This window comes from Brevibacterium sanguinis, from assembly GCF_003315415.1.
Taxonomy (GTDB): domain Bacteria; phylum Actinomycetota; class Actinomycetes; order Actinomycetales; family Brevibacteriaceae; genus Brevibacterium; species Brevibacterium celere_A.
In genome coordinates this window covers 117,425-144,042 of record NZ_QNSB01000009.1, presented here as the reverse complement: position 1 = coordinate 144,042, position 26,618 = coordinate 117,425, and the positions used below count along the sequence as shown (strand labels likewise).

At 69.9% G+C, this 26,618-nt stretch carries 24 protein-coding genes and 1 rRNA gene; 18 read left to right on the top strand and 7 right to left on the bottom strand.

All coding sequences use genetic code 11. The annotated features are described in order from the left end of the window. A 5S ribosomal RNA gene (gene rrf / locus DFO65_RS17465) occupies positions 1-93 on the top strand; the annotation flags it as partial. A 320-nt stretch (positions 94-413) separates the two neighbouring features. Next, the gene (gdhA, locus tag DFO65_RS13325) at positions 414-1,760 is read left to right on the top strand and encodes an NADP-specific glutamate dehydrogenase (protein ID WP_113904925.1); all 1,347 of its coding nucleotides are present in this window, start codon (positions 414-416) and stop codon (positions 1,758-1,760) included. Positions 1,761-1,863: 103 nt separating this feature from the next. Here gdhA and DFO65_RS13320 read toward each other — a convergent pair whose 3' ends face one another. Then, positions 1,864-2,382: a flavin reductase family protein gene (locus tag DFO65_RS13320; RefSeq protein ID WP_113904924.1), complete on the bottom strand. Its 519-nt coding sequence runs from the start codon at positions 2,380-2,382 to the stop codon at positions 1,864-1,866. 23 nt (positions 2,383-2,405) lie between these two features. On the opposite strand from DFO65_RS13320, the gene DFO65_RS13315 reads away from it, so the two are divergent. Continuing rightward, positions 2,406-2,669 (top strand): DUF3039 domain-containing protein, encoded by a 264-nt coding sequence (locus tag DFO65_RS13315; RefSeq protein WP_245940759.1) that lies wholly within the window; start codon positions 2,406-2,408, stop codon positions 2,667-2,669. Further along, positions 2,670-4,448, top strand: a complete 1,779-nt coding sequence (locus tag DFO65_RS13310) for a DEAD/DEAH box helicase (protein ID WP_113904922.1) — start codon at positions 2,670-2,672, stop codon at positions 4,446-4,448. A gap of 36 nt (positions 4,449-4,484) precedes the next feature. Here the strand turns inward: DFO65_RS13310 and DFO65_RS13305 are convergent, their stop codons facing one another. Continuing rightward, positions 4,485-5,804 (bottom strand): nicotinate phosphoribosyltransferase, encoded by a 1,320-nt coding sequence (locus DFO65_RS13305; RefSeq protein WP_113904921.1) that lies wholly within the window; start codon positions 5,802-5,804, stop codon positions 4,485-4,487. 52 nt (positions 5,805-5,856) lie between these two features. Here DFO65_RS13305 and clpS point away from each other — a divergent pair, with 52 nt between their 5' ends. Genes clpS through DFO65_RS13255 form a run of 10 tightly spaced genes read left to right on the top strand, consistent with a single transcriptional unit; the run spans position 5,857 to position 15,575 of the window. Further along, the gene (gene clpS, locus DFO65_RS13300; RefSeq protein WP_113904920.1) at positions 5,857-6,162 is read left to right on the top strand and encodes an ATP-dependent Clp protease adapter ClpS; all 306 of its coding nucleotides are present in this window, start codon (positions 5,857-5,859) and stop codon (positions 6,160-6,162) included. Between the two features lie 3 nt (positions 6,163-6,165). After that, positions 6,166-6,738, top strand: coding sequence for a DUF2017 family protein (locus DFO65_RS13295; protein WP_113904919.1), 573 nt, complete (start codon positions 6,166-6,168; stop codon positions 6,736-6,738). Further along, a complete protein-coding gene (locus DFO65_RS13290) occupies positions 6,735-7,556 on the top strand; it encodes an MBL fold metallo-hydrolase (protein ID WP_113904918.1) in 822 nt (273 codons plus the stop codon). Before DFO65_RS13295 ends, DFO65_RS13290 begins: the two co-directional genes overlap by 4 nt. 32 nt (positions 7,557-7,588) lie before the next feature. Beyond that, positions 7,589-8,311, top strand: a complete 723-nt coding sequence (rph, locus tag DFO65_RS13285) for a ribonuclease PH (RefSeq protein ID WP_113904938.1) — start codon at positions 7,589-7,591, stop codon at positions 8,309-8,311. After that, a complete protein-coding gene (gene rdgB / locus DFO65_RS13280) occupies positions 8,308-8,919 on the top strand; it encodes an RdgB/HAM1 family non-canonical purine NTP pyrophosphatase (RefSeq protein WP_113904917.1) in 612 nt (203 codons plus the stop codon). Before rph ends, rdgB begins: the two co-directional genes overlap by 4 nt. Before the next feature lie 40 nt (positions 8,920-8,959). Beyond that, positions 8,960-10,462: an ABC transporter substrate-binding protein gene (locus DFO65_RS13275; RefSeq protein WP_113904916.1), complete on the top strand. Its 1,503-nt coding sequence runs from the start codon at positions 8,960-8,962 to the stop codon at positions 10,460-10,462. Between the two features lie 13 nt (positions 10,463-10,475). After that, positions 10,476-11,423: an ABC transporter permease gene (locus tag DFO65_RS13270; protein WP_113904915.1), complete on the top strand. Its 948-nt coding sequence runs from the start codon at positions 10,476-10,478 to the stop codon at positions 11,421-11,423. Beyond that, positions 11,420-12,328, top strand: a complete 909-nt coding sequence (locus DFO65_RS13265; protein ID WP_181778727.1) for an ABC transporter permease — start codon at positions 11,420-11,422, stop codon at positions 12,326-12,328. Before DFO65_RS13270 ends, DFO65_RS13265 begins: the two co-directional genes overlap by 4 nt. Further along, the gene (locus DFO65_RS13260; RefSeq protein WP_113904914.1) at positions 12,321-14,075 is read left to right on the top strand and encodes a dipeptide ABC transporter ATP-binding protein; all 1,755 of its coding nucleotides are present in this window, start codon (positions 12,321-12,323) and stop codon (positions 14,073-14,075) included. The genes DFO65_RS13265 and DFO65_RS13260 overlap by 8 nt, the downstream gene beginning before the upstream one ends. Before the next feature lie 39 nt (positions 14,076-14,114). Next, positions 14,115-15,575, top strand: coding sequence for an amidase (locus DFO65_RS13255; protein WP_113904913.1), 1,461 nt, complete (start codon positions 14,115-14,117; stop codon positions 15,573-15,575). A 126-nt stretch (positions 15,576-15,701) separates the two neighbouring features. Here DFO65_RS13255 and DFO65_RS17320 read toward each other — a convergent pair whose 3' ends face one another. Next, a complete protein-coding gene (locus tag DFO65_RS17320) occupies positions 15,702-17,666 on the bottom strand; it encodes a hypothetical protein (RefSeq protein WP_245940758.1) in 1,965 nt (654 codons plus the stop codon). A gap of 116 nt (positions 17,667-17,782) precedes the next feature. Between DFO65_RS17320 and DFO65_RS13245 the strand changes: the two genes are divergently transcribed. Then, on the top strand, positions 17,783-18,973 hold the full coding sequence (locus DFO65_RS13245) for a cell division protein PerM (RefSeq protein ID WP_113904912.1): 1,191 nt from the start codon (positions 17,783-17,785) through the stop codon (positions 18,971-18,973). Between the two features lie 22 nt (positions 18,974-18,995). On the opposite strand, the gene DFO65_RS13240 is transcribed toward DFO65_RS13245, so the two are convergent. Beyond that, positions 18,996-19,448 (bottom strand): hypothetical protein, encoded by a 453-nt coding sequence (locus DFO65_RS13240; RefSeq protein ID WP_113904911.1) that lies wholly within the window; start codon positions 19,446-19,448, stop codon positions 18,996-18,998. Positions 19,449-19,528: 80 nt separating this feature from the next. Between DFO65_RS13240 and purN the strand changes: the two genes are divergently transcribed. The 3 genes from purN (at position 19,529) to DFO65_RS17315 (ending at position 22,162) form a co-directional block, all read left to right on the top strand. Next, positions 19,529-20,179, top strand: a complete 651-nt coding sequence (purN, locus tag DFO65_RS13235) for a phosphoribosylglycinamide formyltransferase (RefSeq protein ID WP_113904936.1) — start codon at positions 19,529-19,531, stop codon at positions 20,177-20,179. Positions 20,180-20,235: 56 nt separating this feature from the next. Then, positions 20,236-21,819, top strand: a complete 1,584-nt coding sequence (purH, locus tag DFO65_RS13230; protein ID WP_113904910.1) for a bifunctional phosphoribosylaminoimidazolecarboxamide formyltransferase/IMP cyclohydrolase — start codon at positions 20,236-20,238, stop codon at positions 21,817-21,819. 145 nt (positions 21,820-21,964) lie between these two features. Next, positions 21,965-22,162, top strand: coding sequence for a hypothetical protein (locus tag DFO65_RS17315; RefSeq protein ID WP_245940757.1), 198 nt, complete (start codon positions 21,965-21,967; stop codon positions 22,160-22,162). On the opposite strand, the gene DFO65_RS13220 is transcribed toward DFO65_RS17315, so the two are convergent. Genes DFO65_RS13220 through DFO65_RS13210 form a run of 3 tightly spaced genes read right to left on the bottom strand, consistent with a single transcriptional unit; the run spans position 22,163 to position 26,583 of the window. Then, the gene (locus tag DFO65_RS13220) at positions 22,163-23,956 is read right to left on the bottom strand and encodes a thiamine pyrophosphate-requiring protein (protein ID WP_113904908.1); all 1,794 of its coding nucleotides are present in this window, start codon (positions 23,954-23,956) and stop codon (positions 22,163-22,165) included. 33 nt (positions 23,957-23,989) lie between these two features. Next, positions 23,990-25,408 carry an FAD-dependent oxidoreductase gene (locus tag DFO65_RS13215; RefSeq protein WP_113904907.1) on the bottom strand — a complete coding sequence of 473 codons (1,419 nt, stop codon included), beginning with the start codon at positions 25,406-25,408 and terminating at the stop codon, positions 23,990-23,992. Continuing rightward, the gene (locus tag DFO65_RS13210) at positions 25,405-26,583 is read right to left on the bottom strand and encodes a zinc-dependent alcohol dehydrogenase (RefSeq protein WP_113904906.1); all 1,179 of its coding nucleotides are present in this window, start codon (positions 26,581-26,583) and stop codon (positions 25,405-25,407) included. The genes DFO65_RS13215 and DFO65_RS13210 overlap by 4 nt, the downstream gene beginning before the upstream one ends. Positions 26,584-26,618: the final 35 nt, after the last annotated feature.

Below are 26,618 nucleotides of genomic sequence, written 5' to 3'. Positions count from 1 at the left end.
GCCCGGTTAACCGTTCCGATCCCGGTAGCTAAGCCCATTCGCGCTGATGGTACTGCAACTTGGTGGTTGTGGGAGAGTAAGTGACCGCCGCAAAAAATTCTTTTCTGGTGTGGGGTGTGACCGTTCGGGTTGCACCCCACACCCTTTTTGTGTGCCCACCCGTGTTGTGTGCCCACCCGTGTTGTGTGTGCCCGTCTGTGCGGGCGTGTTTCGCGTGTCCCGGGTGGGGTGTGCCCTTCAGCCATCGGCTGGAGGGCACTTCTGCATTCGGGCGTCCTTCTCGCTGCTGTCGCCCGCCGGCTGCCCAAGGCTGTCCGCTCGAGAGGCCATGCGTCCCTGCTGATTCATTTGTTTGATGTCCAACATTCGATCATCAGATGGCCGGTGACGTCGGTCGTTGTAAGTTGGACCACATGAGCCTACATCCATCACTGCAGCCCATCTTCGACACCGTGCTCCACCGGAACCCCGGGGAATCGGAGTTCCACCAGGCCGTGCAGGAAGTGCTCCACTCTCTCGGCCCGGTCGTTGACAAGCACCCCGAGTACCTCGAGCTGTCGATGTTCGAGCGCCTGTGCGAACCGGAGCGGCAGATCATCTTCCGGGTGCCGTGGATCGACGAACAGGGCGTCGTCCACATCAACCGTGCCTTCCGGGTCGAGTTCAACTCCTCGCTGGGCCCCTACAAGGGCGGACTGCGGTTCCACCCCTCGGTCAACCTCGGCATCGTCAAGTTCCTCGGGTTCGAGCAGATCTTCAAGAACTCGATCACCGGTCTGCCCATCGGGGGCGGCAAGGGCGGGTCCGATTTCGACCCGAAGGGACGCACCGACCTCGAGATCATGCGCTTCTGCCAGTCCTTCATGCTCGAGCTCTACCGCCACATCGGCGAGTACCGCGACGTCCCCGCGGGTGACATCGGGGTGGGCGGTCGCGAGATCGGCTACATGTTCGGACAGTACAAGCGCATCACCAATCAGTACGAAGCCGGTGTGCTCACCGGAAAGGGCCTGTCCTACGGCGGATCCATGGTGCGCACCGAAGCCACGGGGTACGGGCTCGTCTACTTCCTCAAGGACATGCTCGGCGCCGCGAAGAAGACCCTCGACGGTCGCTCGGTCGTCATCTCGGGTTCCGGCAACGTCGCCGTGTACGCCGCCGAGAAGGTCGAGGCCTTCGGCGGCCGGGTCATCGCGCTCTCCGACTCCGGCGGATTCATCCACGACCCCGACGGCATCGATCTCGAGATCGTCAAGCAGATCAAGTTCGTCGACCGCGGCCGGATCTCCGAGTACGTCACCCGCCGCGGTGGACGGGCGACCTATCATGAGGGCGGGAACGTCTGGCGCCTCGAAGCCGACGTCGCCCTGCCCTGCGCGACGCAGAACGAACTCGACGAGGACGACGCGAAATCGCTCGTGGCCGGGGGCGTCATCGCCGTGGCCGAAGGGGCGAACATGCCCTGCACCCCCGGTGCGGTCAAGGTCTTCTCCGAGGCCGGTGTCCTCTTCGCCCCGGGTAAGGCGGCCAACGCCGGTGGGGTCGCGACGAGCGCCCTCGAGATGCAGCAGAACGCCAGCCGCGATGCCTGGCACTTCGACTTCACCGAAGCCCGGCTCGCCGAGATCATGGGCGATGTCCACGACAGCTGTGCGGCCGCCGCCGACGAGTACGGGTCACCCGGGGACTACGTCGCCGGGGCCAACATCGCCGGATTCATCCGCGTCTCGGAGGCGATGCTCGCCCAGGGCGTGGTCTGATCCCTCCGAAAGACGTGAGGCCTCAAGGCCGCGCCCGGCATTCGGCGCGGTGAGGCCTGATCCGGCTGCCGAACGGCGTGCGACTTCGAAGACGGTCGGTCCCTCAGCGGGGACCGACCGTCCCGTACGCCTTGCGCCAGCGCAGCAGGGGCCTCTGCGTCCGGGCGGACGCCAGGCCGGTGCCGAGGGCGACGACTTCGCCGACGACGAGGCTGTGGGTGGCGACCTCGAGGATCTCGGTCCTCCGCAGCTCGAACCAGGCGATCGCCTCGGCGAGGACCGGCTGCCCCGAGTGGGGAGACGGGAACGTCTCGATCCCGCTCAGCGCGCCGTAGAGCGGTTGGCCGGGCTCGCCGAGGCGCTCGGAGACGTCCCGCTGGGACGAGGCGAGCACGGAGATCGCGAAGTGCTCGCTGTCCTCGAGGGTCTCCATCATCCGGGAACCCGAGTAGATGCTCACCGCCATCGTCGGCGGGTCGTAGGAGACGTCGAGGAACGAATCGACCGTGATCGCGTGCGGTGACCTGCCGCGGTTCGCGGCGACCACGGCCACGGCCGCGGCGATGTCGTCACTGAGCTCGCGATAGCGCTCTGTGAGGGAATCGTCGTGACTGGGGTCCATGGCACTCATTCTAGGGAACTACAATGAACAGCATGACTTTGCCAGCTTCAGGTGGTTCATCCACAATCGAGCGCGAGCGGACCGAGCAGCTCGTCGAACCCGGCGACCACGAGCGGTACAGCCACTACGCGCCCAAGGACAAGATCATGGAGGCGATGGTCACCGGCACTCCGGTGATCGCCCTGTGCGGGAAGGTGTGGATCCCGAGCCGGGACCCGGAGAAGTTCCCCATCTGCCCGAAGTGCAAAGAGATCTACGACACGATGCCTGAAGGACCCAAGGAGTAGATGGCCGCGGAACGTCTCCCCGGGACTTCCGCCGCCGAACAGCTCCCCCCGGCGTTTCCCGAGCGTGCGGCTTGGGGAACGGCCGGAAAGCTGCGTGCGTGGCAGGCCGAAGCCCTGGAACAGTACTTTCGGGATCAGCCCAAGGACTTCCTCGCAGTCGCCACCCCCGGGGCCGGCAAGACGACCTTCGCGCTGCGCCTGGCCGCTGAGCTGCTCGCCCAGCGCGTCGTCAACCGCGTCACGGTCGTCGCGCCCACCGAGCATCTCAAGGTGCAGTGGGCCGATTCCGCTGCCCGCGTCGGCATCAAGCTCGACCCCCACTTCAAGAACGCCCAGGGCAAGCACGCCCCCGGCTTCCACGGGGTGGCACTGACCTACGCGCAGGTCGCGGCGAAGCCGGTCCTCCACCACAATCGCACCGCCGCCGGTCGCACCCTCGTCATCCTCGACGAGGTCCACCATGCCGGCGACGCCCTGTCCTGGGGCGACGCGGTGCGCGAGGCGTTCAGCCCGGCCGTGCGCCGACTCTCGCTGACCGGTACGCCGTTCCGCTCCGACACCTCGCCGATCCCGTTCGTCACATACGCCCCCGACGAGAACGGCATCCGCACCTCGGTGGCCGACTACTCGTACGGCTACGGGCGGGCCCTCAAGGACTCAGTCGTCCGTCCCGTCCTGTTCCTCGCCTACGCCGGCGCCATGTCCTGGCGGACCAAGGCGGGGGAGGAGATGTCCCACGTCCTCGGCGAGGAGACGACGAAGGACATCTACGCTCAGGCCTGGCGCACCGCGCTCGACCCGAAGGGCGATTGGATCCCCGCCGTGCTCAAGGCCGCGGACATGCGCCTGACCGAGGTCCGGCGCACCGTCCCCGATGCCGGGGGACTCGTCATCGCCACCGATCAGACCACCGCCCGCGCGTATGCCAAGCAGCTGAGGGAGATCACCGGGGAGAAGCCCACGGTGGTGCTCTCCGACGAAGCGGGCGCCTCGGCGCGCATCGAGGAGTTCCAGAACTCGACCGACCGGTGGATGGTCGCGGTGCGGATGGTGTCCGAGGGCGTCGACGTCCCGCGTCTGTGCGTCGGGGTCTATGCCACCTCCTCGTCGACTCCGCTGTTCTTCGCCCAGGCGATCGGCCGATTCGTCCGCGCCCGCAAGCGCGGGGAGACCGCCTCGGTGTTCCTGCCCTCGGTCCCGGTGCTGCTGGCGCTGGCGAACTCGATGGAGGTCGAACGCGACCACGCCCTCGACCGGCCCAAGGACGCCGACGAGAACGATGTCGTCGTCTTCGACGATCAGGCGCTCGAGCAGGCGAATCGGAACGAGGGAGCCTCCGACCAGCTCGGATCGTTCGAGGCGCTCGGCGCCGAGGCGCTCTTCGACAGGGTGCTCTTCGACGGCGGCGAGTTCGGCACCGGGGGAGCGATCGGATCCGAGGACGAGCTCGACTTCATCGGGATCCCCGGCCTGCTCGAACCCGACCAGGTCCACGAGCTCCTGCGGACCCAGCAGGCGAAGCAGGCGAAGCGGAAGACCTCGGCCGCCCCGGCTCCCGAAGTCGAGCACGGCGAGCTCGAGCACAGGGCGATGAAGGAGGAGCGCAACCAGCTCCAGAGCCTCGTCGGCGCGTGGTCACGGCGGACCGGGCTGCCGCACAAGACCATCCATGTCCAGCTGCGCAAGGCGTGCGGGGGTCCGGCTGTGGCCCAGGCGACGCGCCAGCAGATCCAGGCGCGGATCAAGAAGCTCCAGGGTTGGTTCGTCGGCCAGAGCTGAGGCCGCCGCGATCCCCAGCCGATGCAGGAGACCGCCTCAGTCGGTGTAGAAGACCGTGGGGATCGCCGGCTCCCCGTCCTGGAGCCGGCGCGCCGAGCGCGGCAGCTCGGCCAGGGACTCGTCGTGCCGGGCGCAGGCCCTCTTCACGCCGGCCGCCCCGGTGAAGGACTCGTCGATCTCACCGTCGACGACGAGGTCGACGGTCAGCGGACGGCCGTCGCCGACGTCGCTGGGAAGCCGCGGGACGCCGACGGCCTCCTCGACCGCGATCGCCCCGTCGACGAGGCGCATCGCCGACTTGTGGCCCCCGCGCGAGGGCTTGCCCTGGGAGGATTTCGCGACCGAGGTCCACGTGCCCGACTCGTCGGCGCGGGCGACGAGCTTGTACACGAGTCCCGCCGCCGGAGCGCCCGAACCGGTGACGACCCGGGTGCCGACGCCGTAGCCGTCGACGGGGGAGGCCGCGAGAGCCGCGATCGCGTACTCGTCGAGGTCGCTCGTGACCGTGATCTTCGTGTCGTGCGCGCCGAGGCGGTCGAGGCCGGCCCGGACCTCGCTGGCCTGCTCGACGAGGTCGCCCGAGTCGATCCTGACTCCGCCGAGCGAGCCGCCGGCGAGGTCGATGGCCGTGGCCAGCGCCTGCTCGACGTCATAGGTGTCGAGCAGGAGGGTCGTGTCCGTCCCGAGCGAGCGCAGCTGCGCGGCGAAGGCCTCACGCTCGGAGTCGTGGAGGAGGGTGAACGAATGCGCGGAGGTGCCGATCGTCGGCAGCCCGTAGCTCAGGCCCGCCGCGAGGTTCGAGGTCGAGGAGAACCCGCCGATGACGGCGGCACGGGCCGCGGCGACGGCCGCCCGCTCGTTGGTCCGCCTGCTGCCCATCTCCGCGCACGGCCGGTCCCCGGCGGCCTGGGCCATCCGGGAGGCCGCCGAGGCGACGGCACAGTCGTAGTTCATCGCCGAGAGGGTGAGGGTCTCGAGGATGACGCCCTCGGCGAAGGTCGCCTCGATCGTGAGAAGGGGGGAGCCGGGGAAGTAGATCTCGCCCTCGGCATAGCCGCGGATGGTCCCGGTGAAGCGGTAGTCGGCGAGCCAGTCGATCGTCGCGGAGTCGACGATCCCCTCACGGCTGAGGAAGGACAGCTGAGCGTCGTCGAAGCGGAAGTCCCGGAGCATCTCGAGGATCCGACCGGTCCCGGCGACGACCCCGTACCGGCGTCCCGGAGGCAGTCTGCGCCCGAACACCTCGAACAGGCTCCTGCGGTGCGCGGCCCCGGATTCCAGCGCCGCCTGCACCATCGTCAACTCGTACTGGTCCGTGAAGAACGCAGTCGAACCGGTGCGTGTGAGATCACTCATAGGCGCGATCTTAGTTCACGACAGCCTCACCGTTCTGCCGTATGGTGGAAACGTGAGCAACCCAACGACACCAGTCCTGGAACCGGAGGTCGCGCAACGACCTGCCGAGGATCTGGCCCGACCGTGGAAGACCGTCGTGTTCAACGACCCGGTCAACCTCATGAGCTACGTCAGCTACGTGTTCCAGAGCTACTTCGGATACTCCGCCGAGAAGGCCCACAAGCTGATGCTCGAGGTCCACGAGAACGGACGCTCCGTCGTCGCCACGGGTTCACGCGAGGCCATGGAAAGGGACACTCAAGCCATGCACGAATTCGGCCTCTGGGCCGCCTGCCAGCCGATGACGGGATCCGACTGAGCCATGGCGGCCATCGACTCTCGCGGGGACGACGTCGTCCTCCAGCTCGAGGACAACGAACGATCCCTCATGCTCACGGTGTTCTCCGACCTGGCGGCCCTCCTCGGGGAGTCGGATGACGACGCTCGCCCCGCCTCGGAGAACTGGGAGGCCCGCCTCGGACTCGTCGAGCGCCCGCGGCCCGAGGACCCGGCGCTGCTGCGACTGTTCCCGGACGTCGACCCGCTCGACGACAAGCGCTCCCAGGAGTTCCGGCGCCTGACCGAATTCGATCTCCAGCAGGCCAAGGCGCACAATGTGCGGATCGTGCTCAACGGACTGGCCCAGGGTGCGCGGATCAGCCTCGGCGAGGAGGAGGTCCTCGCCTGGACCAAGGGCCTCAACGACCTGCGCCTCGTGCTCGCCGTGCGGCTGGGCATCGACACCGAGGAGACGCAGGAGGAGAAATACGCCCGGCGCGACGAGCTCGACGAGTCCGAGGACCTCACCCTCACCCTCTACGACTTCCTCACCTGGATCCAGGATCGACTGACGATGTCCCTGCTCGAGGGCCTGCAGGGGGATGACGAGGAATGAAGCTCACCGCCATCGGCACCGCCGGCTCCTATCCCGGGCCCGACTCCGCGGCCAGCTGCTACCTCATCGAGACCGACGAGGAGAAGCCGACGCGGATCGTCCTCGACCTCGGCTCGGGGGCGCTGAGCCCTCTCCAGCGGGTCGTCGACCCCGATGCCCTGACCGCCGTCGTCCTCAGCCACCTCCACCCCGACCACTGCATGGACATGACCGGGCTCTACGTCCGCCACTGCTACGACCCCAGGTTCTTCAACGGCAACGTCTCCGACACCGGCTCCATCCGCACCCGCACCCCGGTCTTCGCCCCGGCCGGTGCCGAGGAGAGGCTGACCCGGGCCTATCACACCGACCCCGGCAAGTCGCCGGTCGCCGGCAGCAGCGAACCGAGCGACCTCACCCACGCGTTCGAGTTCTTCGACCTCAACCACCGCTCGAGCTGGCAGATCGGCTCCCTGACCGTCGAGAGCTTCCTCGTCGACCATCCGGTCGAGGCCTACGCGCTGCGGATCACCGACTCCAGGGGCAAGGTCATCACCTACTCCGGGGACAGCGACGAGTGCGACAACCTCGTCGAGGCGGCTCGCGGAGCCGACATCTTCCTCTGCGAGGCCGCCTTCCAGGAGGACAGGGACACCTCCCGAGGAATCCACCTGACCGGGAAGCGCGCAGGCCGAGTCGCCGCGAACGCCGATGTCGGGTCCCTCGTGCTCACCCACATCCCGTCCTGGACCGACTGCTGCATCGTCCGCGGGGAGGCGGCCGGCGAGTTCCGCGGACCGATCGAACTGGCCAGACCCGAATCCAGCTGGGCCGTGTGAGCCCGACCATCGAGAACCGAAAGAGGCACACCGTGCGTGCAGACTCCCGAGCCGCGGACCAGCTCCGCCCCGTCACGATCACCCGCAACTGGCTGACCACCGCCGAGGGCTCGGCGCTCATCGAGTTCGGCGACACCCGCGTGCTCTGCGCCGCCTCACTGACCGAGGGCGTGCCCCGGTGGCTCAAGGGCCAGGGACGCGGCTGGGTGACGGCCGAGTACGCGATGCTGCCGCGGGCCACCGACACCCGCAGCACCCGAGAGTCGGTCAAGGGCAGGATCGGCGGTCGGACCCATGAGATCTCCCGCCTCATCGGACGCAGCCTGCGCGCGGTCATCGACCTCGAGAAGCTCGGCGAGAACACGCTCGTGCTCGACTGCGATGTCCTCCAGGCCGACGGCGGCACCCGCACCGCGGCGATCACCGGCGCCTACGTCGCCCTCGTCGACGCGATCGACAAGGGCCGGTCGACCGGCCTCATCCCCGCCGCGCACAACCCGATCCTCGACTCCCTGGCCGCCGTCAGCGTCGGCATCGTCGACGGAGTGCCCGTCCTCGACCTGCCCTACGTCGAGGACTCGACGGCCGAGACGGACATGAACGTCGTCATGACCGGCAGCGGGAAGTTCGTCGAGGTGCAGGGCACCGCCGAGGGTGCGCCCTTCGACCGGGACGAGCTCGACGTCCTCCTCGACCTCGCGACCAAGGGCTGCGCCGACCTCACCCGGATCCAGGCCGAGGTCCTGTCCCGATGACCACCTTCGTCCTGGCCACCCACAACGAGAAGAAGAGAACCGAGCTCCTCGCGGTCCTCCAGCCCCACCTCGGCGCGGACACCGAGGTGAGAAGCGCAGGCGAACTGGGACTCGGGGACGTCGCCGAGACCGGGACGACGTTCGCCGAGAACGCGCTGATCAAGGCCCGCGCCGCCGCGGCGGCGACGGGACTGCCGGCGATCGCCGACGACTCCGGGATCTGCGTCGACGTCCTCGGCGGCGCGCCGGGGATCTTCTCGGCCCGCTGGGCCGGACGCCACGGAGACGATCGGGCCAACCTCGAGCTGCTGCTCGCGCAGCTGAGCGACATCGCCGACGAGCACCGAGGCGCCCAGTTCCGGTGCGCGGCGGCGGCGGTGACAGTCGACGGCCGGGAGCTGACGGCCGAGGGCGTCATGCCCGGACGACTGGCCCGGACGCCCGTCGGAGAGCACGGATTCGGCTACGACCCCATCTTCGTCCCGGAGGGCTCGACGCGCAGCGCGGCCCAACTGACCCCGGAGGAGAAGAACGCCCGGTCCCACCGACGCCTCGCCTTCGACGCGCTCGCCCGCCTGCTGGCCGACCACGGCGGTGGGCTCGGCTAAACTGACGTTGCCGACAAGGGTACTGACAACTGGGAGAGCAATGAAGACTCCGCGCACCACGATCTGGGTCGCCGTCGCGACCGCCGCAGCACTGGTCCTCTCCGCATGCTCAGCGGGAGCCTCGGACCCGGGCGAGACGACACGTCAGGATTCGATGACGATCGCGTTCACCGCCGAACCGGTCAACCTCGACTTCACGAGCACAGGGGGAGTGGCCATTCCCGAGGCCCTCATGGACAACGTCTACGAATCCCTCGTGCGCGTCGACGGTGACGGAGCCATCCAGCCGGCCCTCGCGACGGAGTGGGAGGTCTCCGAGGACCGGAAGACCTACACGTTCGGGTTGCAGGAGGGCGTGACCTTCTCCAACGGCGCCGAGTTCACCGCGGACGATGTGAAGTTCTCCTACGAACGGGTGCAGAAGGACTGGAAGAACCCCCTCAAGGCGAAGATGGACGTCGTCGACTCCATCGAGGCCGTCGACGAGCACACCGTGCGGATCACCCTCAAGGAGCCCTCGAACACCTGGCTCTACAACCTCACCACCCTCGTCGGCGCCGTCTTCGACACCGAGGGCACGAAGGACCTCGCCAACGAGGCGATCGGGACCGGACCCTTCAGGATCGACGACTTCACCCGGGGCCAGTCGATCGACTTCGTCGCCCGCGAGGACTACTGGGGCGAGACGCCGGCCGTGAAGAACGTCCAGTTCAAGTACTTCAAGGACGCCGTGTCGGCCTCGAACGCACTGCAGTCGGGCGAGATCGACGTCATCTCGAACCTCCAGGCCCCCGAACTGGCCGGTGAGTTCCAGAGCGACGACTACCGGATCATCTCCGGCACGACGAACGGCGAGGTCGTGCTCTCGATGAACAACGCGGAGGGGATCTTCGCGGACAAGCGGGCCCGTGAAGCCGTCATGCACGCGATCGACCGGAAGGCCGTCCTCGACACCGCCTGGGCCGGCTACGGCGAGCTCATCGGCTCGATGGTCCCGCCGACCGACCCCTACTACGAGGATCTCACCGGGGCGTGGCCCTACGACCCCGAGAAGGCGAAGGAGAAGGTCCGGGAAGCCGGGATCGACGGTGAGGAGTTCGCCTTCACCGTGCCCAACCTCCCATACGCCAAGGCGATCTCCGAGATCGTCTCCGCGCAACTCGAGGAGGTCGGTCTGAAAGCGAAGATCGAGACCCAGGAGTTCCCCGCCGTGTGGCTGGACAAGACGTTCACCCAGCACGACTACGACATGTCCGTGATCAACCACGCCGAGCCCCGCGACATCCTCACGGTGTTCTCGAAGGACTACTACACCGGCTACGACGACTCGACGATCACGCCGATCGCCGAAGAGGCGGACCGCGGGACCGAGGAGGAGTACATCGCGGGCATGAAGACGATCGCCCGGACGATCACCGAGGACGCCGCCGCGAACTTCCTGTTCCTGTTCCCCAACCTCGTCGTCGCCAAATCCGGTGTCGAGGGAATCCCTGTCAACAGGGTCTCGGACTCCTTCCGCATCGCCGACCTCAGCTGGAACTGAGCGCGGTACGGTCATGGTCGTCCACCTGCTCAGCCGTGCGGGTCAGTTCGTCGTGGCCCTGTTCGTCGCCTCGGTGGCGGTCTTCGCGCTGATGAGCATCCTGCCCGGCAACGCCGCGCAGGTCGCCCTCGGAACGAACGCCACCCCCGAGGCGGTCGCCGAGCTCGAGGCCCAGTACGGCCTCGATGAGCCTCCGCTCATCCGCTACCTCGACTGGGTGGGCGGAATGCTCGCCGGCGACTTCGGCACGTCCTACGTCACCGGGGCGCCGATCACCCCGGTCATCGCCGACAGCGTCCAGGTCACCGGAATCCTCGTCGTGTGCTCGATCGCCCTCGCCGTCCTCATCGCCGTGCCGCTGGGCACCTTCGCCGCCCTCGAGCAGCGCAGCTGGATCGGGGTGACGATCTCGGGGCTGAGCCAGATCGGCATCGCCGTCCCGAACTTCCTCGCCGCGATCATCCTCGTCATGATCTTCTCGCTGGGACTCGGCTGGTTCCCCTCGCAGGGGTGGATGGCGCCGATCGAGGGGCTGGGCGGATTCCTCGCGCGCCTGGTCCTGCCCGTCGTCTCCCTGGCGCTCGTCCAGGCGGCGATCCTCACCCGCTACGTCCGCTCGGCCGTGCTCGACGTCATGCGCGAGGATTACATCCGCACCGCCCGGGCGAAGGGGCTGACCCGGACCCGGGCGCTGTTCGCCCACGGGCTGCGCAACGCCGCGATCCCCGTCATCACCGTCGCCGGCGTGCAGCTGGCGACGCTGCTCGTCGGGGCGGTGGTCATCGAGCAGGTCTTCGTCATCCCCGGAATCGGCTCCGAGCTCGTGCGCGCCGTGGCCAATCGGGACCTCGTCGCGGTGCAGGGGATCGTCATGGTCCTCGTCCTGCTCGTGCTCGTCATCAACTTCGTCGTCGACATCCTCTATCCCATCGTCGACCCGCGCATCAGGAACGCGTCATGACCGGCCAGTCCGCCTTCGACCCGACACTGCCCGTGGGAGCCGACTCCGCAGCGCCGTCGCGGCGGCGCGGGCGGATGAACGCCTCGATGGTCATCGGCGTCGTCCTCGTCGCCCTCATCGCGGCGCTGGCGCTCGTGTCCTTCGTGTGGACTCCCTTCGATCCCGCGGCCGTCGACCCGGCCGCCCGACTCCAGTCGGGCAGCCTGGAGCATCCGCTGGGCACGGACCGGTTCGGTCGCGACACCCTGACCTGGATCATGTACGGCGCGCGGATCACCCTGCTCGTCGGCCTCGTCGCCGTGGGCATCGCCCTGTTCGTCGGCACCCCGGTCGGGATCATCGCGGCCCTGTTCGCCCAGCACCGGTGGGGGATGTGGATCTCGGCGGTGATCATGCGCGCCAACGACATCCTCCTCGCATTCCCCGCCCTCCTGCTCGCGATCATCTTCGCCGCGGTCTACCAGCCGGGGACCGGGCCGGCGATGGCCGCGGTCGGGATCGCCGCGATCCCCGGCTTCGCCCGGGTCGCCCGCTCCGGCACGATGCAGGTGCTCAGCTCCGAGTACGTGCGCGCGGCCCGCGCCGCGAACCGGAGCACGGCGGCGATCGCCGTCGTCCACGTCCTGCCCAACATCGCCGGCATGGTCATCGTCCAGGCGTCCGTGGCGTTCGCGATCTCGGTCCTCGCCGAGGCGGGCCTGTCGTTCCTGGGCCTGGGCACGCAGGCACCCGTTCCCTCCTGGGGGCGGATGCTCCAGGAATCCCAGCAGTTCCTGTCCACCCATCCCGAGCTGGCCCTGTGGCCGGGGCTGTTCATCGCCCTGGCGGTCCTCGGGTTCAACCTGCTCGGCGATGGTCTGCGCGACCGCTTCGACCCGAAGATGGAGGCCCGAGGCGATGGCTGAGAACCTGCTCGAGGTCCGTGACCTCACGATCACCCCGGCCGGAGCCGCCGCCCCGGTGCTCGACGGTGTCTCACTGACCATGGCCCCCGGGGAGCGGGTCGGACTCATCGGAGAATCCGGATCGGGGAAGTCCCTGACCGCGCAGTCCGTCATGGGGCTGCTGCCCGAGGAGCTCCGCGCGAGCGGTTCGATCCGGCTCGAGGGGTTCGACGGCGATGTGCTCGCCGCGGGGGAGACGACCCTGGCCCGGGTGCGCTCGCGACTCGTCTCGATGGTGTTCCAGGAGCCGATGAGCGCACTCAACCCCCTCATGCGGGTGGGCGACCAGGTCGCCGAGGCGCTGCGGATCCACGGCCGGACCGCTCGCGGGACCATCCCCGCCCGGGTCCGCGAGCTGCTCGCCGACGTCCGCCTGCCCGACCCCGCCGGCATCCGCCTCGCCTACCCCCACCAGCTGTCGGGAGGGCAGCGGCAGCGCGTCATGCTCGCGATCGCCCTGGCGAACTCACCGCGACTGCTCATCTGCGACGAGCCGACCACCGCCCTCGACGTCACGGTGCAGAGGCACATGCTCGACCTCATCGGCGAACGGGTGGCGGCCGTGGACGCGGGACTGCTGTTCATCACCCATGACCTCGCCGTCGTCGCCTCGGTGTGCGATCGGGTCGTCGTCATGCACGACGGACGCATCGTCGAGACGGGCAGTGTGCAGGAGATCTTCACGGATCCGCAGCACGAGTACACCCGGGGCCTGCTCGCCTCCTCCGACCTCGAGTCGACCGACGCCGACGGCAGGCTCTTCACCCTGCGCACCGCGCGAGAGTACGCCGGCCCCGCGCAGGCCCGATCGTCCGCCTCGGCGGGGGAGCGTTCCCGGTGCACGGCGGGGGACCGTTCCCCGGGCACGGCGCCGCCCGTGTCCCCGGGCGCGGTGCCGGAAGGGCCCAGGCCGCTCGTCGAGGTGGACGGCGTCTCGAAGCTCTACCGCCCCGGCGGTCTGCTGCTGCGGCGCAAGGCCCCGGTCCAGGCGCTCGAGGACATCAGCTTCAGCGTGAGCGCCGGCAGCAGGCTCGGGATCGTCGGCGAGTCCGGGTCGGGGAAGTCGACCCTGCTGACCATCCTGTCGGGACTCGACCGCCCCAGCAGCGGCAGTGTCCGGGTCGGCGACATCCGCGTCGACACCGCGGGCTCGGGGGCGCTGCGGACCCTGCGGGAGGACCTGCAGATCGTGTTCCAGGACCCGTTCTCCTCCCTCGACCCCCGCATGCGGGTCGAGGACATCGTCGCCGAACCGCTCGTCGCCCAGGGGATGGGCCGGGAGGAGCGACGGGAGACGGTCGCGGCCATGCTCACCGCGGTCGACATCGACACCGCGGCGATGCGCCGCTATCCGCATCAGTTCTCCGGGGGGCAGCGGCAGCGGATCTCGATCGCCCGGGCGCTCGTCACCCGGCCGCAGATCCTCGTCGCCGACGAACCCGTCTCCGCCCTCGACGTCTCCGTGCGGGCACAGGTGCTCAACCTCCTCGCCGACCTCGTCGACGAGTACGCGCTCACCCTGCTCTTCGTCTCCCACGATCTCGGAGTCGTGCGGCACCTGTGCTCCGAGGTGATCGTCATGAAGGACGGGCACATCGTCGAGGCCGGCGACATCGACGATGTCTACGCCGCACCGCGCTCCGAGTACACCCGCGACCTCATCGCCGCGACGCCGAGCCTGGCCGCCGCCCTCGACAGCCGACGATGACCGCCCGACGATGACCGCCCGATCGAGCCAGGAGACGCCATGAGCCACGACACCCACGCCGAACCCACCGCCGGTCCCGCCCATCGCGCCTCCCTCGCCGATCTCACCGCGGCAGGGCTGAACGCGGGGTTCGCCGGCGGGGACTTCGATCCCCTCGACGTCGTGGCCGCAGTGGTCGCGAGGATGGACGAGTGCGAACCCGTCATCAACGCGCTCTGCCACCGTGACGACGAGCGGTCGCGCGCCGCGGCCGAGGCCAGCGCGGCGCGCTGGCGGGCCGGGAGGTCCCGGGGTCCTCTCGACGGAGTGCCGGTGACGATCAAGGAGAACATCGCCCGTGCCGGCGTGCCGATGCCCGCCGGACACGACTGGATCGAGGTGCCGATCGCCGCTCATGACGCCCCGATCACTCAACGCCTCGAGGAGGCCGGTGCCGTGATCGTCGGGTCGACGACGATGCCCGACTGGGGGATGCTCTCCTCCGGGGTCTCGTCCCTGCACGGAATCACCCGCTCGCCGCTCGACCCGAGCCTGACGACGGGCGGATCGAGCTCCGGGGCGGGAGCGGCTGCGGCCGCCGGGTACGGTCCCATCCACATCGGCTCGGACATCGGCGGATCGATCCGCCTGCCCTGCACATGGCTGGGGCTGGCCGGACTCAAGCCGAGCTTCGGCCGGGTTCCCCTCGACGCGCCCTACATGGGCCGGTGCGCGGGGCCGATGGCCCGGTCCATGGCCGATGTCAGGGTGGCGATGGACGTCATCTCCGCGCCCGACGAACGCGACTTCACGCGGCTGCCGCGCATCGCCCGCGACGAGGCGGACGCCGGGACCCGCCCCGAGCGATCGGTGCCGTTCGACCCGCGCGGACTGCGCATCGGACTCCATCTCGACGCCGGCTGCGGGCGGCCCGTGCACCCGGAGACCACGGCCGCCGTCGTCGCGGCGGCCGACCGGTTCGCCGCCGCGGGCGCCGTCGTCGAGCCCCTCGAGCCGTTCATCGACGAATCGCTGCTCACCGACATGGACCTGTTCTGGCGGGTGCGGTCATGGGCCGACCTGCGGGCGCTGCCCGTCGACGAGCAGACGCTCATCCTGCCCTACATCCGGCAGTGGGCTCAGGGTGGTGCCGACATCACCGGTGTGAGGCTGATGGATTGCTATCACAGCATCCAGGAGATCAGGCGGCGGACCGTCGCGGCGACGGTCCGGTTCGACCTCGTCCTGTCACCGGTGGCACCCGACGCCGCCTTCCCCGCGGAGCAGCCCATGCCCTACCCGGAACTCGACCGTCCGATGGGCCACATCGGCTTCACGATGCCATACAACATGTCCGAGCAGCCGGCAGCCGCCGTGCCTGCCGGTCACACCCGCGACGGGCGCACCATCGGCGTGCAGATCGCGGGGAGGCGGTTCGCCGACGAACTCGTCATGGCCGCCGGCACCTGGTTCGAGGACTCGAGCGGCCTCCCGGCCGCACAGCTGGCCGTGGGCGGCTGAGCACGACGCGACGTCGCTGGGCAGAACGCGAGTGACTGAGCACGACGCGAGCGGCTGGACACGACGAGAGCCGGGGTGGGAACCCCGGCTCTCGTCGTGTCCAGCAGGCGGAATCGGACCGGGACGTCAGAAGTCGAAGAACTCGACCGAGAGCTTGTCCCCGTCGATCTTCACACTGCCCGACACCGACAGCGGATTGCCGTTGGAGAAGTAGGACGATCCTCGCTGCTTGCCCTCGACCGAGAAGTCGAAGCTGCCCTGCTTGTCCGTGTAGAAGGACCCGGTGGTGGTGTCGCCGACCCCGAACGATGCCTTGACCTGCGGCATGTCCTTGATCGTCCACTTCGCGGTGTTCTTCTTCGCCAGGTCCGAGAGCTTGTCATCGGTGCCGCCCACGGGGATCTCCGTGGGGTCGAAGTTGATGAACTCGCACTTGGGCTTGATGTCCTTGTTGTCGAAGCACTTCTTCAGCTCGTCCTCGACCCGCTTCTGGACCTCCTTCTCGAAGTCGGGGGTCGGGGAGAGGGAGAGGTTGAGGGTCAGTGGGGCGACCTGCTCGGTGTTCGGCTTCTCTCCCGGGGCGAAGGCCTGGGGGAAGTTGACCTCCGCGGTGTCCGACGCCTCACCGACCCACTTGCTCGCGGGGATCGTGAACTCGTAGGTGCCCGGATACACCGCGAACGACGTCGTGCCCGACTGCGCCTGGTATTTCGTGCCGTTGACCGTCATGCCGTCGGCGGCCGGGATGTCGAGGGAGATGACGTGGAGTGCGGGCCCGGTCAGGGTCCACTTGTCGAAGAAGAGGTCCTGCTTGCCCTCCTTCTTCGCGGGCAGCTCGACGTTGTAGGTGCTGCCGGCGAGCTCGTAGGAGACGACGACCTTGCCGGAGTCACCGTCGACCGTCGACGACTCGACCTTCGCGTTGGAGACCTTGGCCGCCGAACCGTCGGTGAAGTTCTTCGACAGCAGGTCGAGGTTGGTCCCCTCGGGTCGGGGGGAGGGGGCGATCTTCTCCGCTGCTGCGAAGTCGCCCTTGCTCAGGGCCGTGACGTAGTCCTGGGCGACCTTGTCGGGACCGTAGTTGTTCTTGTTGACCGAGTTGATGACGAGGAAGCCGACGGCCACGAGGACGAGGACGAGGACCACCGACCCGAGGGCGATGAAGAGGGGAAGCCGGCCCTTCTTCCTGCCCCGGGGCCGGGCGTCGGCACGGGTGGCCCCGGCCGAGGCGCCGGCGAACCCCGGAGCTGGCGCCGGCTGGGGGATCGACTGGGAATGGCCGGGCGAGCCGGTCTGCTGCGGAACCGGGCTCTGCCGTGGTCCCGGGTACTGGGGGCCGCCGTACTGCTGGTGCGGAGGCTGACCGGGACCGGGACCGCCGGGTGCGGCGCTCGCTCCGTACGGGGCTTCGCCGTAGCGGTGATCGGAGGGACCGGTCGGACCGGGGCCGAATGCGGGACCGGGCCCGCCGTACTGCGGCCCGGAGGGGCCCTGACCGGGAGCGTCCTGACCCGGGCCGTTCTGACCTGGACCATTCTGGCCCGGGGCACCGTAGCCCCCCTGACCGGGAGGACCGAAGTCCGGTCCGCCGGTCCCCTGAGCTCCGGACTGGCCGAGGGGAGGCGCCTGGTCCGCATTGTGCGAGCCGACCGCGGGAGACGGAGCGGTGGGGGGATGGGAGGGGGCCGCGGGCGCCTCGACGGTCGGGGACTGGACCTCGGGCTCGTCCTGCCGATCGGCCAGACGCAGATCCTCGGGGTCACCGCCGGTGCTCTCCTCACGATCCGCGAGGCTCATCGACACGGTGTCCTGCTGCTCGTCCGAGGGTCCGACACGCCCGGGCTCGGAAGCATCGCGCTGATCCGGCTCGCTCTCCGCCTGAGGATCCGGACCGGACGCGTCTCGACCACCCGACCCGCTCGCCTCCCCACTCTCCTGCTCGGGGGGTGTGAGCTCGTCGGCGCTGCCTGTCTCCACCGAATCCCTGCCGGTCTCGTCCGCCGTGGTCTCGGCGTCGATCTCGGAGTTGTCGTCCTCCGGCTTGTCGCCGGAAGACGGCGGGAAGGGGGGTCGATCGTTCCCGTTGCTCATCGCTGGATTCATCCTTCGTGTGTACAAGCGTGTCCTGGCGCAATTGTACGTCCCGGACGTGCCAACCGCGTGGTCAATACCGGGATCGATGCCCGTGGTCGGCGAAAATGGAACGGATGCACACCTCTCCGCTTCCTCGCACCCGCCGCCATCCGGTCCTCCTCGGACTGCTGGAGGCCCTGCGGCTCGACCTCATCGTCGTTCCCGCCGCCTTCGTCGTCTCCACCGTGTTCTGGATCATCGGCCTCGGTTCCCAGCTGCCCTATGCGATCATCCCCGAATGGGCTCTCGCCCTGTGGTCGGCCATCCACGGACTGAGCGTGTCGGCACTCGGATTCGACTTCTCGCTCGCCCCCGGCCTCGTCACCGCGGGAGTGTGGATCCTGGTGGCCCTCGGGTCGCGGCGGCTGGTCGAGACCTGCGGCGAGGACGACGCCGAGGACGACCTGGCGGAGCAGGAGGGGACGAGGAGCGCCCTCCTCGCCGTCGCGACGTTCGTCGTCGCCTACTCGGGCCCGCTCCTCGTCGCGGCGCTGCTCGCGGGAGAAGCGGCGGCCACCCCGTTCGGGGTCCTCCGGCTCGTGATGCTCCTCGTCTCCGCGGCGCTGGCCGGGTGGCTGCTCGCCCGGGGCGCGGAGGGGATCCCGGTGCTCGGCGATCTCGCTCCCGAGACGCTGACGAGCGCGCTCGACCTCGCGAAGAGGCTCCTGTGGGGGCTGCTCGGCGCATCCGTGATCGTCGTCGGCCTCGCGGCGGCACTGCGGTGGGATGACATGGCCGAATCGATGGACGCCTACAGCTCGCCGCTGTCGGCGGGCATCGGCCTTCTCGCGGTGCAGATCCTGTTCGCCCCCGGCATCCTCCTCGGCGCCCTGTCGTTCAGTGTCGGCACCGGCGTCAGCCTGGGTGCGGGCGGGCTGAGCTCCGTCTTCTCGACGGCGATCGCACCGGTTCCCGACGTCCCGGTCCTCCAGCTCCTCACCGGTGACTATCCGGACTGGACGAGATTCGCCCCGGTGCTGCTCGTCCTCGTCGGTCTGCTGTCGGTCATCCTCGGTCGGACCCACGCACGCGCCGTGCTCGAGGCCTCATGGACCGGAGCGGGACTCGCGGCGCTCCTCGTGTTCGCGGTCCTGCAGCTGAGCGCCCTGTTCTCCCGCGGCGCACTGGGGCCGCTGGGACTCTCCGAGTTCGGGCCTCCGGCGCTCACCTCGGCGCTCGTCGTCACCGCGTGGACGGCGGCGGGGATCGCCGCCGGACTGCTGCTGACCAGGCTCTCCCAGCTCCAGGAGGGAACCGAGGAGTGAGCGGGGCGGGCACGGCTGCGCCTCAGCTCGCTCCGGGGAGTTCGAGGTCCTGACCCGTGACCTGCTTGAACCAGCTGCTCAGGCCGGACTGGTACTCGCTCGAGCAGGACAGCTGGGCCTGCTGGGTGATCGCATCGCGCAGGCACTCCTCGTAGGCGGACTGCACCGGCCACAGCACGACCGACGACAGCGCAGAGAAGATGAGGTAGACGCTGAGGAGCCCGCCGAGGATGCCCAGGGACATGTTGCGCCGCTGCCTCGCCCTGACCACCGCCCTGATGTAGCGGACGGACCACACCACCGCCGCGATGGCGAAGCCGATCGCGGCGAGCTTGAAGGGCAGCGGATACGTGAACGTCAGGACTGAGGCGAGGACGAGCAGGACGAGGATGAGCCCGTGCCGGGCGGGCGCGGCCTGGATCTCCTCGTCGGGCGTCGGTGCGGACTTGTCGTCAGTGCTGTTCGGTGTCGTCACCCAGCCAGTTTCTCACAGACGGCCTGCGAAGGCTCCCGCCGCCCGCCGGGCACGCGCGCGGCCCTTGTAGAATGGGGCGCGTGCGCATCGTTCTCCTCGCCTCCGGCTCCGGTACCCTGACCCAGGCAGTGATCGATGCCTTCGCCGGTTCCGGTGAGGTCGACTCCCGCCGAGGCGGGAACGCCGCCGGAGTCGAGATCGCCGCGATCGGATCCGACGGCCCCGGCGCGGGCGTGCTCGAAAGGGCCCGGGCGGCCGGGATCCCCGACTTCGTCGTCAGCCCCCGCGACTGCGCCGATCGTGAGGAGTGGAACCGCCGCCTGCGCGAGACCGTCGCCTCGTACGCTCCCGACTGGGTGGTCTCGGCAGGATTCATGCGCATCCTCGGTCCCGAGTTCATCGCCGCCTTCCCGGACCGGATCATCAACACCCACCCCGCGCTCCTGCCCGCCTTCCCGGGCGCGCACGGCGTCCGCGACGCGCTCGCCCACGGAGTGAGGATCACCGGGGGCACGATCCACCTCGTCGACACCGGAGTCGACACGGGACCGATCATCACCCAGTTCGCCGTCCCCGTCGCCGACGACGACACGGAGGAGTCGGTGCACGAGCGGATCAAGACCCGCGAACGCGCGGAACTCGTCGCCCTGCTCACCCACCTCGCCGATCACGACCTCGAGATCGACGGTCGACAGGTCAGGGGCTATGTCACCTCGGCGGGTGACCGGTGAGCCTCCCGCAGCCCCAGCCGAACCCGCAACCCCAGCCGAACCCCCAAGGAGGACCCGTGTCCGGAACCCGCGCGATCAAGAGAGCGCTCGTCAGCGTCTACGACAAGACCGGATTGGCCGAGCTTGCCCGCGGCCTGCATGCGGCGGGAGTCGAGATCGTGTCGACCGGGTCGACGGCGGCGGTGATCGCCGAGGCCGGCGCCCAGGTGACGAAGGTCGAGGAGCTCACCGGCTTCCCCGAGTGCCTCGAGGGGCGGGTGAAGACCCTGCACCCGCGCGTCCACGCCGGAATCCTCGCCGACACGCGCAAACCCGCGCACCTCGACCAGCTCGACGAGCTCGAGATCGCGCCCTTCGACCTCGTCGTCGTCAACCTCTACCCGTTCTCCGAGACCGTGGCCTCCGGTGCCGGCTTCGACGACTGCGTCGAGCAGATCGACATCGGCGGGCCCTCCATGGTGCGCGCGGCGGCGAAGAACCACCCCAGCGTCACCGTGATCACCGATCCGGCCGACTACGACGCGGTCCTCGCCGCCGCCACCGGAGAGGGCTTCGACCTCGAGGCACGGCGCCGGTTCGCCGCCCGGGCATTCGCCCACACCGCCGCCTACGACACGGCCGTGGCCTCCTGGTTCGCCGCCGAGCTCGCGGTCGACGCGCCGACCGAGGCCGGTCAGCCCGCCGCGGAGGCCCTCCGCGGCCCCGACTTCGCGGGACTGACCGGGGAGAAGATCGCCGACCTCCGCTACGGGGAGAATCCGCACCAGGCCGCGGCGGTGTACGCCGACGGCACCCGGGGAATCGCCGGGGCGCGACTGCTCGGCGGCAAGGCGATGTCGTACAACAACTACACGGACACGGATGCGGCGATCCGCGCCGCCTACGACTTCGACCGCCCGGCCGTGGCGATCATCAAGCACGCCAACCCCTGCGGGATCGCCGTCGCGGACACCGCAGCGGCGGCCCACCGAGCCGCCCACGAGTGCGATCCGCTCTCGGCCTACGGCGGGGTCATCGCGACCAACCGCGAGGTCGACGCCGAGCTCGCGGAGTCGATCGCCCCGATCTTCACCGAGTGTCTCGCCGCGCCCGCCTTCTCCGCCGAGGCCCTGGAGATCCTCTCGGCGAAGAAGAACCTGCGCCTGCTCGAGCTCGGAGAGATCGACGTCCCCGCCCGGGACCTCACCCCGATCACCGGCGGATTCCTCGTCCAGGATCGCGATCGCCTGCAGGCCGCCGGGGACTCGCCGGAGAACTGGACCCTGGCCGCGGGCCGACCGGCCGCGCCCGAGGTGCTCGCCGATCTCGACTTCGCCTGGCGGGCCTGCCGCGCGGTGAAGTCCAACGCGATCCTCATCGCCCGGGACAGCGCCTCGGTGGGCGTGGGCATGGGGCAGGTCAACCGCGTCGATTCGGCCCGGCTCGCGGTCGAACGTGCCGGGACCGAGCGGACGGCGGGCGCGGTGGCCGCCTCCGACGCGTTCTTCCCCTTCGCCGACGGACTGCAGATCCTCATCGACGCAGGCGTCACGGCTGTCGTCCAGCCGGGCGGCTCGATCCGCGACGACGAGGTCATCGCCGCCGCCGAGGCGGCGGGAGTGACCCTGTACCTGACGGGGAGCCGCCATTTCTTCCACTGAGCGGCAGCCGACCTCCCCGCGCCATGCCCGGCGCGGGCGAGGTCCACTGGCCAAGCGCTGGATCTACTGGAAGCGGCGCTACTCGAACCCGCTGCCCAAGGACTGGGTCCTGCTCTTCTGCCTCCTCGGCGTCGTCATCGCCGCGGTGTGCACCTTCATCGAGTTCCGCCTCGGCGCCCTCGTGCTCGCGCTCGTGCCCGCCGTCCTCGCCGTCATCCGCGCGATGCCCGCGCCCTGGCGCGACTACTGGGTCAACCGCTCCCGCGGGGTCGACGTCGCGACGATGCTCATCTTCGCGGGCCTCCTCGTCGTCGTGTCCCTCGTCGTCCCGGAGACCCGCTGATCACTGCCGCTCCTCCTCGATCCGGGCATAGGCCGCCAGGAGCTCGAGGGCATGGGCGCCCGGTTCGCCCTCGGCCTCGATTCCGGTGCGCATCGCTTCGAGCTTCTGCCGGCCGTGGGGGAACGGCGGCAGCAGCGGCACGTCGGGGTCGGTGACCGCCTCGATGAGGACCGGCCTGTCGGCCGCGAACGCCTCGTCGAGCGCCGCCTCGACGGAATCCGGATCCGCGACGCTGACCCCGTGGAGCCCGAGGAGCCGCGCGTAGCCGGCGAAGTCGAACCCGGGGACGTCCTGGGACGGCGCGAAGCGCGGCTGCGCCTCCATCTCCCGCTGCTCCCACGTCACCTCGGACAGGTCCCGGTTGCAGAGGACGAGGATGACGAAGCGGGGGTCGTCCCACTGCGGCCAGCGCTCGGCGACGGTGACCAGCTCGGTGTTGCCGAGCATCTCCATCGCACCGTCGCCGGCGAGCACGGCGACCGGACGCCGGGGCGAACTCTCCTTGGCCGCGACCCCGAAGGGGATCGCACAGCCCATGCTCGCCAGAGTGCTCGACAGGTGGGCGGGGACGGTGGTGGGCAGCCGCATCTGCCGCACATAGTGGTAGACGGCGCTGCCGACGTCGATCGCGACCTGCCAGTCCGCCCCGACCCGCTCGGCGAAGCGCCGGACGACGAGTTCCGGGTTGAGCGGCTCGGCGGGGATGTACGCCCGCTCCGCGGCGATCTCGTGCCAGGCGCGGACCCGGTGCTCGACCTCGGTCCGCCAGGGGGAGTCGGGACGCGGGGACAGCCGCTCGAGCAGGGCCTCGATCGTCGGGCCGGCCTCACCGACGACGCCGACGTCGACGGGATGGCGATTGCCGAGCATCGCCGGGTCGATGTCGATCTGGACCACCCGCGCCGACCCAGGGGCGGGGTAGAACTCGGTCCACGGATCGTTGGATCCGATGATGACGAGCGTGTCGCAGCCCTGGAGGATCTGCGCCGAGGCGCTCGTGCCCAGGTGCCCCATCGTCCCGGCGGCCAGCGCGTGGCCTTCGTCGACGAACGGCTTGCCGAGCAGACTCGTGGTGATCCCGGCGCCGAGGTGCTCGGCCAGGGCGAGGACCTCGGCGCCGGCGTGCTTGGCGCCGCGGCCGACGAGGAGGGCGACCTTCTCTCCCGCCTCGATCGTCGCCGCCGCCTCGGCGAGGTCCTCGTCGCGGGGAAGGACCCGTCCGGTGGACCAGCGCGGGGAGGTGACGACCTCGCCATGGGCCTGGCCGTGCTCGGGCGCCGGGGCCTGCTGGACGTCGTGGGGGAGGATGAGCACCGCGGGCTGGGCGGTGGCCAGGGCCGAGCGGAACGCCCGGTCGAGGACCATCGGCAGCTGCTCGGGGGAGGAGACGAGCTGGACGAACGGGGAGGCGACGTCGTGGAAGAGGGTCTGGAGGTCGATCTCCTGCTGGTAGTCGGAGCCGAGGACGCTCGTGTGCTGCTGGGCGACGAGGGCGACGACGGGGGCGCTGTCGAGCTTCGCGTCGTAGAGGGGGTTGAGGAGATGCACGGCGCCGGGGCCCTGCGTCGAGGTGACGACGCCGACGCGTCCGGTGTACTTCGCCTCGCCGACGGCCATGAACGCCGCGCCCTCCTCATGCCGGGCGCTGATGAATCGGGGAGCGGCCGCGGAGCGCCGCAGCGCCCCGAGGAGGGGGTTGTTCCCGTCTCCCGCGTATCCGTAGACGCGTTCGACGTCCCAGTCGCGGAGTCGGTCGACGATGAGATCGGCGGTCTGCCTGTCGGTGTCTGTCATCTCTCCTCCTGTTCGTCGATGACGGCTCCGCGCTCAGCGGAGCCGGTCGAGGTCGGTGGTGGCGGGGCCCTCGAGGATGGTGCCGGCGGGACCGAAGCGGGACCCGTGGAGCGGGCAGTCCCACGTGCTCTCGGCATCGTTCCAGGTGCAGATCCCGCCGGCGTGGGGGCAGACGAGGCTGACCCTGACGTCCTCACCGTCGACCCTCGCCTCGCCTGTGAGCCCGTCGCGGACGAGGCTGCCCGCCATCATCGCGGGGGCCTTCGCCTGCGACCTCAGCGCGTTCTTCGCCCGGCCCCACGTCGAGGGGGTGCCGAAGGACACGGTCTCGGGACGGCCGAGGAGACGATCGGTCAGGTGCCGCGCGGCGGCCGGGGCGCCGGTGACTCCCCATTTGCTGTAGCCGCCGGCGAAGTGGACCCGACCGGATTCGCCGCCGAACGTGGTGACCAGGGGGACCAGTCCGACCGGATGGTGGTCCTGGGCCGACCAGGCATGGGTGAGGCGGGCGCCGGGGAAGTGCTCCGTGGTCCAGGCCTCGAGGTCGTCGACGAGGCGGCGGGTGCTGCGGGCCTCGCCCGTGCGGTGTCCGCTGCCGCCGACGAGCAGGCGCCTCCGTCCGTCGACCACGGCGGTGCGCAGGGATCGGCTCGGGGAGTCGACCGAGATGTGCATGCCGGTCAGCGGCTGATCCGGCACGTCGAAGGCGCACAGGTACGAGCGGTGGGGGACGAGCGTCGTCGTCGTCGGGACATGGTCGAGGATCGGACTGGCGGTGGCGAGAACGACGTGGTCGGCGCTCAGATCCCCCATGCTCGTCTCCACGGAGACGAGGTCGCCGTCGTCGTCGAGCCCCGTCACCCGGCACCCTTCGACGATCCGCCCACCGGCCTCGGCGACGGCTGCGACGAGCTCGCCGAGGAGGGCGAGGGGATCGAGCTGGACCTGATCGGGAAGCTCGAGGGCCGCGTGCACCGGGTAGGGGGCGTCGAGGGACTCGTGGAGGGTCACCGGCAGGCCGAGCTCCCGGCAGACCTCGTGCTCGCGGCGCACCTGCTCGACTCCCGCCGAGGTGCCGGCGACGGTGAAGGCGCTGGCCCGCTCGAGCCCGAAGCGCCGGGATGCCGACAGGGAGAGGATCTCCTCGAGCCCGTGGGCATGCGCGCGCAGATGCTCACGGGCGACGCCGAGGCTCAGCGAGTCCGCGATGAGGGAGTGCCGGGCGGCCTGGAGCAGGCTCGCCTTGCCCGTGGACGCCCCGCTGGCGCAGGAGCCGACGGAGCGGGCTTCGACGACGACCACCGTCCGACCCGCCTCGGCGAGGGTGCGCGCAGTGAAGAGGCCCGTCAGGCCGGCCCCCACGACGACGACGTCGACATGGTCGCCGACGGGGAGCCGAGCGGCCGTCTCGGGCCGTGGCCCCGTCCCCTCGGACCAGACCGGGGCGCTCATGAGGCGGGGTCCAGGACGACCTTGATGCAGCCGTCGGTCTTCTTCTGGAACGACTCGTAGGCATCGGGGGCGGCGCTGAGCGGCAGCCGGTGGGTGACGAGATCGTCCGTGCCGAGCGGGTCGGTCGGATCCTCGACGAGGGGCAGCAGCTCGTCGATCCACCGGTGGACGTTGCATTGGCCCATGCGCAGCTGGATCTGCTTGTCGAAGAGGGTGAGCATCGGCAGCGGGCTCGCCTCCCCGCCGTAGACCCCGGTGACGGACACGGTCCCGCCGCGGCGGACGAGGTCGATCGCCGAGTGCAGGGCGGAGAGCCGGTCGACGCCGCCGGCCTCCATCATCTTCCGGCCGATCGCATCGGGCAGGAGGCTCACCGCCTGGTGGGCGGCCTGGGCGAGCGGGGAGCCGTGGGCTTCCATCCCGACGGCGTCGATGACGGCGTCGGGGCCGCGCCCGGCCGTGTCCTCGCGGATCGCCTCGTGCGTGTCGTCGTCGGTGTCGAAGACGCGGGCGTGGTGGCGCGCCGCCATCTCCCGGCGCTCGGGCACCGGATCGATCCCGTAGACCCTCGCGCCGAGGTGGGCGGCGATGCGGGCGGCCATCTGCCCGATGGGGCCGAGTCCGTACACGGCCACGGTGTCGCCGAGGCCGACGCCGGCGTAGTCGACGGCCTGCCATGCGGTGGGGATGACGTCGCTGAGGAAGAGGTAGCGGTGATCGGGCAGCTCGGTGCCGACCTCGACCGCGCCGAAGTCCGCGTGCGGGACGCGCAGCAGCTCGGCCTGTCCGCCGGGCACGGAGCCGTAGAGGCGGGAGTAGCCGAACAGCGCTGCTCCGCTTCCGTGTTCGCGCACCTGGGTGGTCTCGCACTGCGAGGTCAGTCCCCGCGTGCACATCCAGCAGCGCCCGCATGCGATCCCGAAGGGGACGACGACCCGGTCTCCGACCGCGCGTCCCGATTCGGCGCCTGCCTCGACGACGACGCCCATCGGCTCGTGACCGAGGATGTCGCCCTTGTCCATGAACGGTCCGAGCACCTCGTAGAGGTGGAGGTCGGAGCCGCAGATCGCCGTCGAGGTGACTTCGATGATGACGTCCGTGGGCTCACGGAGGACCGGATCCATCACCGTCTCCACGCTGACGTCGCGTTTGCCTTGCCAGGTCAGAGCTCGCATGTCTTGGCCTCCTGCAGGTGTCGGTGCTGCTCCCA

Excerpts from the sequence above, each read along its gene's own strand:
- rdgB (WP_113904917.1), top strand. The coding sequence starts at position 8,308 with ATGACCACCTTCGTCCTGGCCACCCACAACGAGAAGAAGAGAACCGAG.
- DFO65_RS13275 (WP_113904916.1), top strand. The coding sequence starts at position 8,960 with ATGAAGACTCCGCGCACCACGATCTGGGTCGCCGTCGCGACCGCCGCA.
- DFO65_RS13320 (WP_113904924.1), bottom strand. The coding sequence starts at position 2,382 with ATGGACCCCAGTCACGACGATTCCCTCACAGAGCGCTATCGCGAGCTC.
- gdhA (WP_113904925.1), top strand. The coding sequence starts at position 414 with ATGAGCCTACATCCATCACTGCAGCCCATCTTCGACACCGTGCTCCAC.
- DFO65_RS13255 (WP_113904913.1), top strand. The coding sequence starts at position 14,115 with ATGAGCCACGACACCCACGCCGAACCCACCGCCGGTCCCGCCCATCGC.
- DFO65_RS13315 (WP_245940759.1), top strand. The coding sequence starts at position 2,406 with ATGAACAGCATGACTTTGCCAGCTTCAGGTGGTTCATCCACAATCGAG.
- DFO65_RS13290 (WP_113904918.1), top strand. The coding sequence starts at position 6,735 with ATGAAGCTCACCGCCATCGGCACCGCCGGCTCCTATCCCGGGCCCGAC.
- DFO65_RS13215 (WP_113904907.1), bottom strand. The coding sequence starts at position 25,408 with ATGAGCGCCCCGGTCTGGTCCGAGGGGACGGGGCCACGGCCCGAGACG.
- DFO65_RS13210 (WP_113904906.1), bottom strand. The coding sequence starts at position 26,583 with ATGCGAGCTCTGACCTGGCAAGGCAAACGCGACGTCAGCGTGGAGACG.
- DFO65_RS13245 (WP_113904912.1), top strand. The coding sequence starts at position 17,783 with ATGCACACCTCTCCGCTTCCTCGCACCCGCCGCCATCCGGTCCTCCTC.
- DFO65_RS17320 (WP_245940758.1), bottom strand. The coding sequence starts at position 17,666 with ATGAGCAACGGGAACGATCGACCCCCCTTCCCGCCGTCTTCCGGCGAC.
- DFO65_RS13265 (WP_181778727.1), top strand. The coding sequence starts at position 11,420 with ATGACCGGCCAGTCCGCCTTCGACCCGACACTGCCCGTGGGAGCCGAC.
- DFO65_RS13260 (WP_113904914.1), top strand. The coding sequence starts at position 12,321 with ATGGCTGAGAACCTGCTCGAGGTCCGTGACCTCACGATCACCCCGGCC.
- DFO65_RS13295 (WP_113904919.1), top strand. The coding sequence starts at position 6,166 with ATGGCGGCCATCGACTCTCGCGGGGACGACGTCGTCCTCCAGCTCGAG.
- DFO65_RS13305 (WP_113904921.1), bottom strand. The coding sequence starts at position 5,804 with ATGAGTGATCTCACACGCACCGGTTCGACTGCGTTCTTCACGGACCAG.
- DFO65_RS13310 (WP_113904922.1), top strand. The coding sequence starts at position 2,670 with ATGGCCGCGGAACGTCTCCCCGGGACTTCCGCCGCCGAACAGCTCCCC.
- DFO65_RS13270 (WP_113904915.1), top strand. The coding sequence starts at position 10,476 with ATGGTCGTCCACCTGCTCAGCCGTGCGGGTCAGTTCGTCGTGGCCCTG.
- DFO65_RS13220 (WP_113904908.1), bottom strand. The coding sequence starts at position 23,956 with ATGACAGACACCGACAGGCAGACCGCCGATCTCATCGTCGACCGACTC.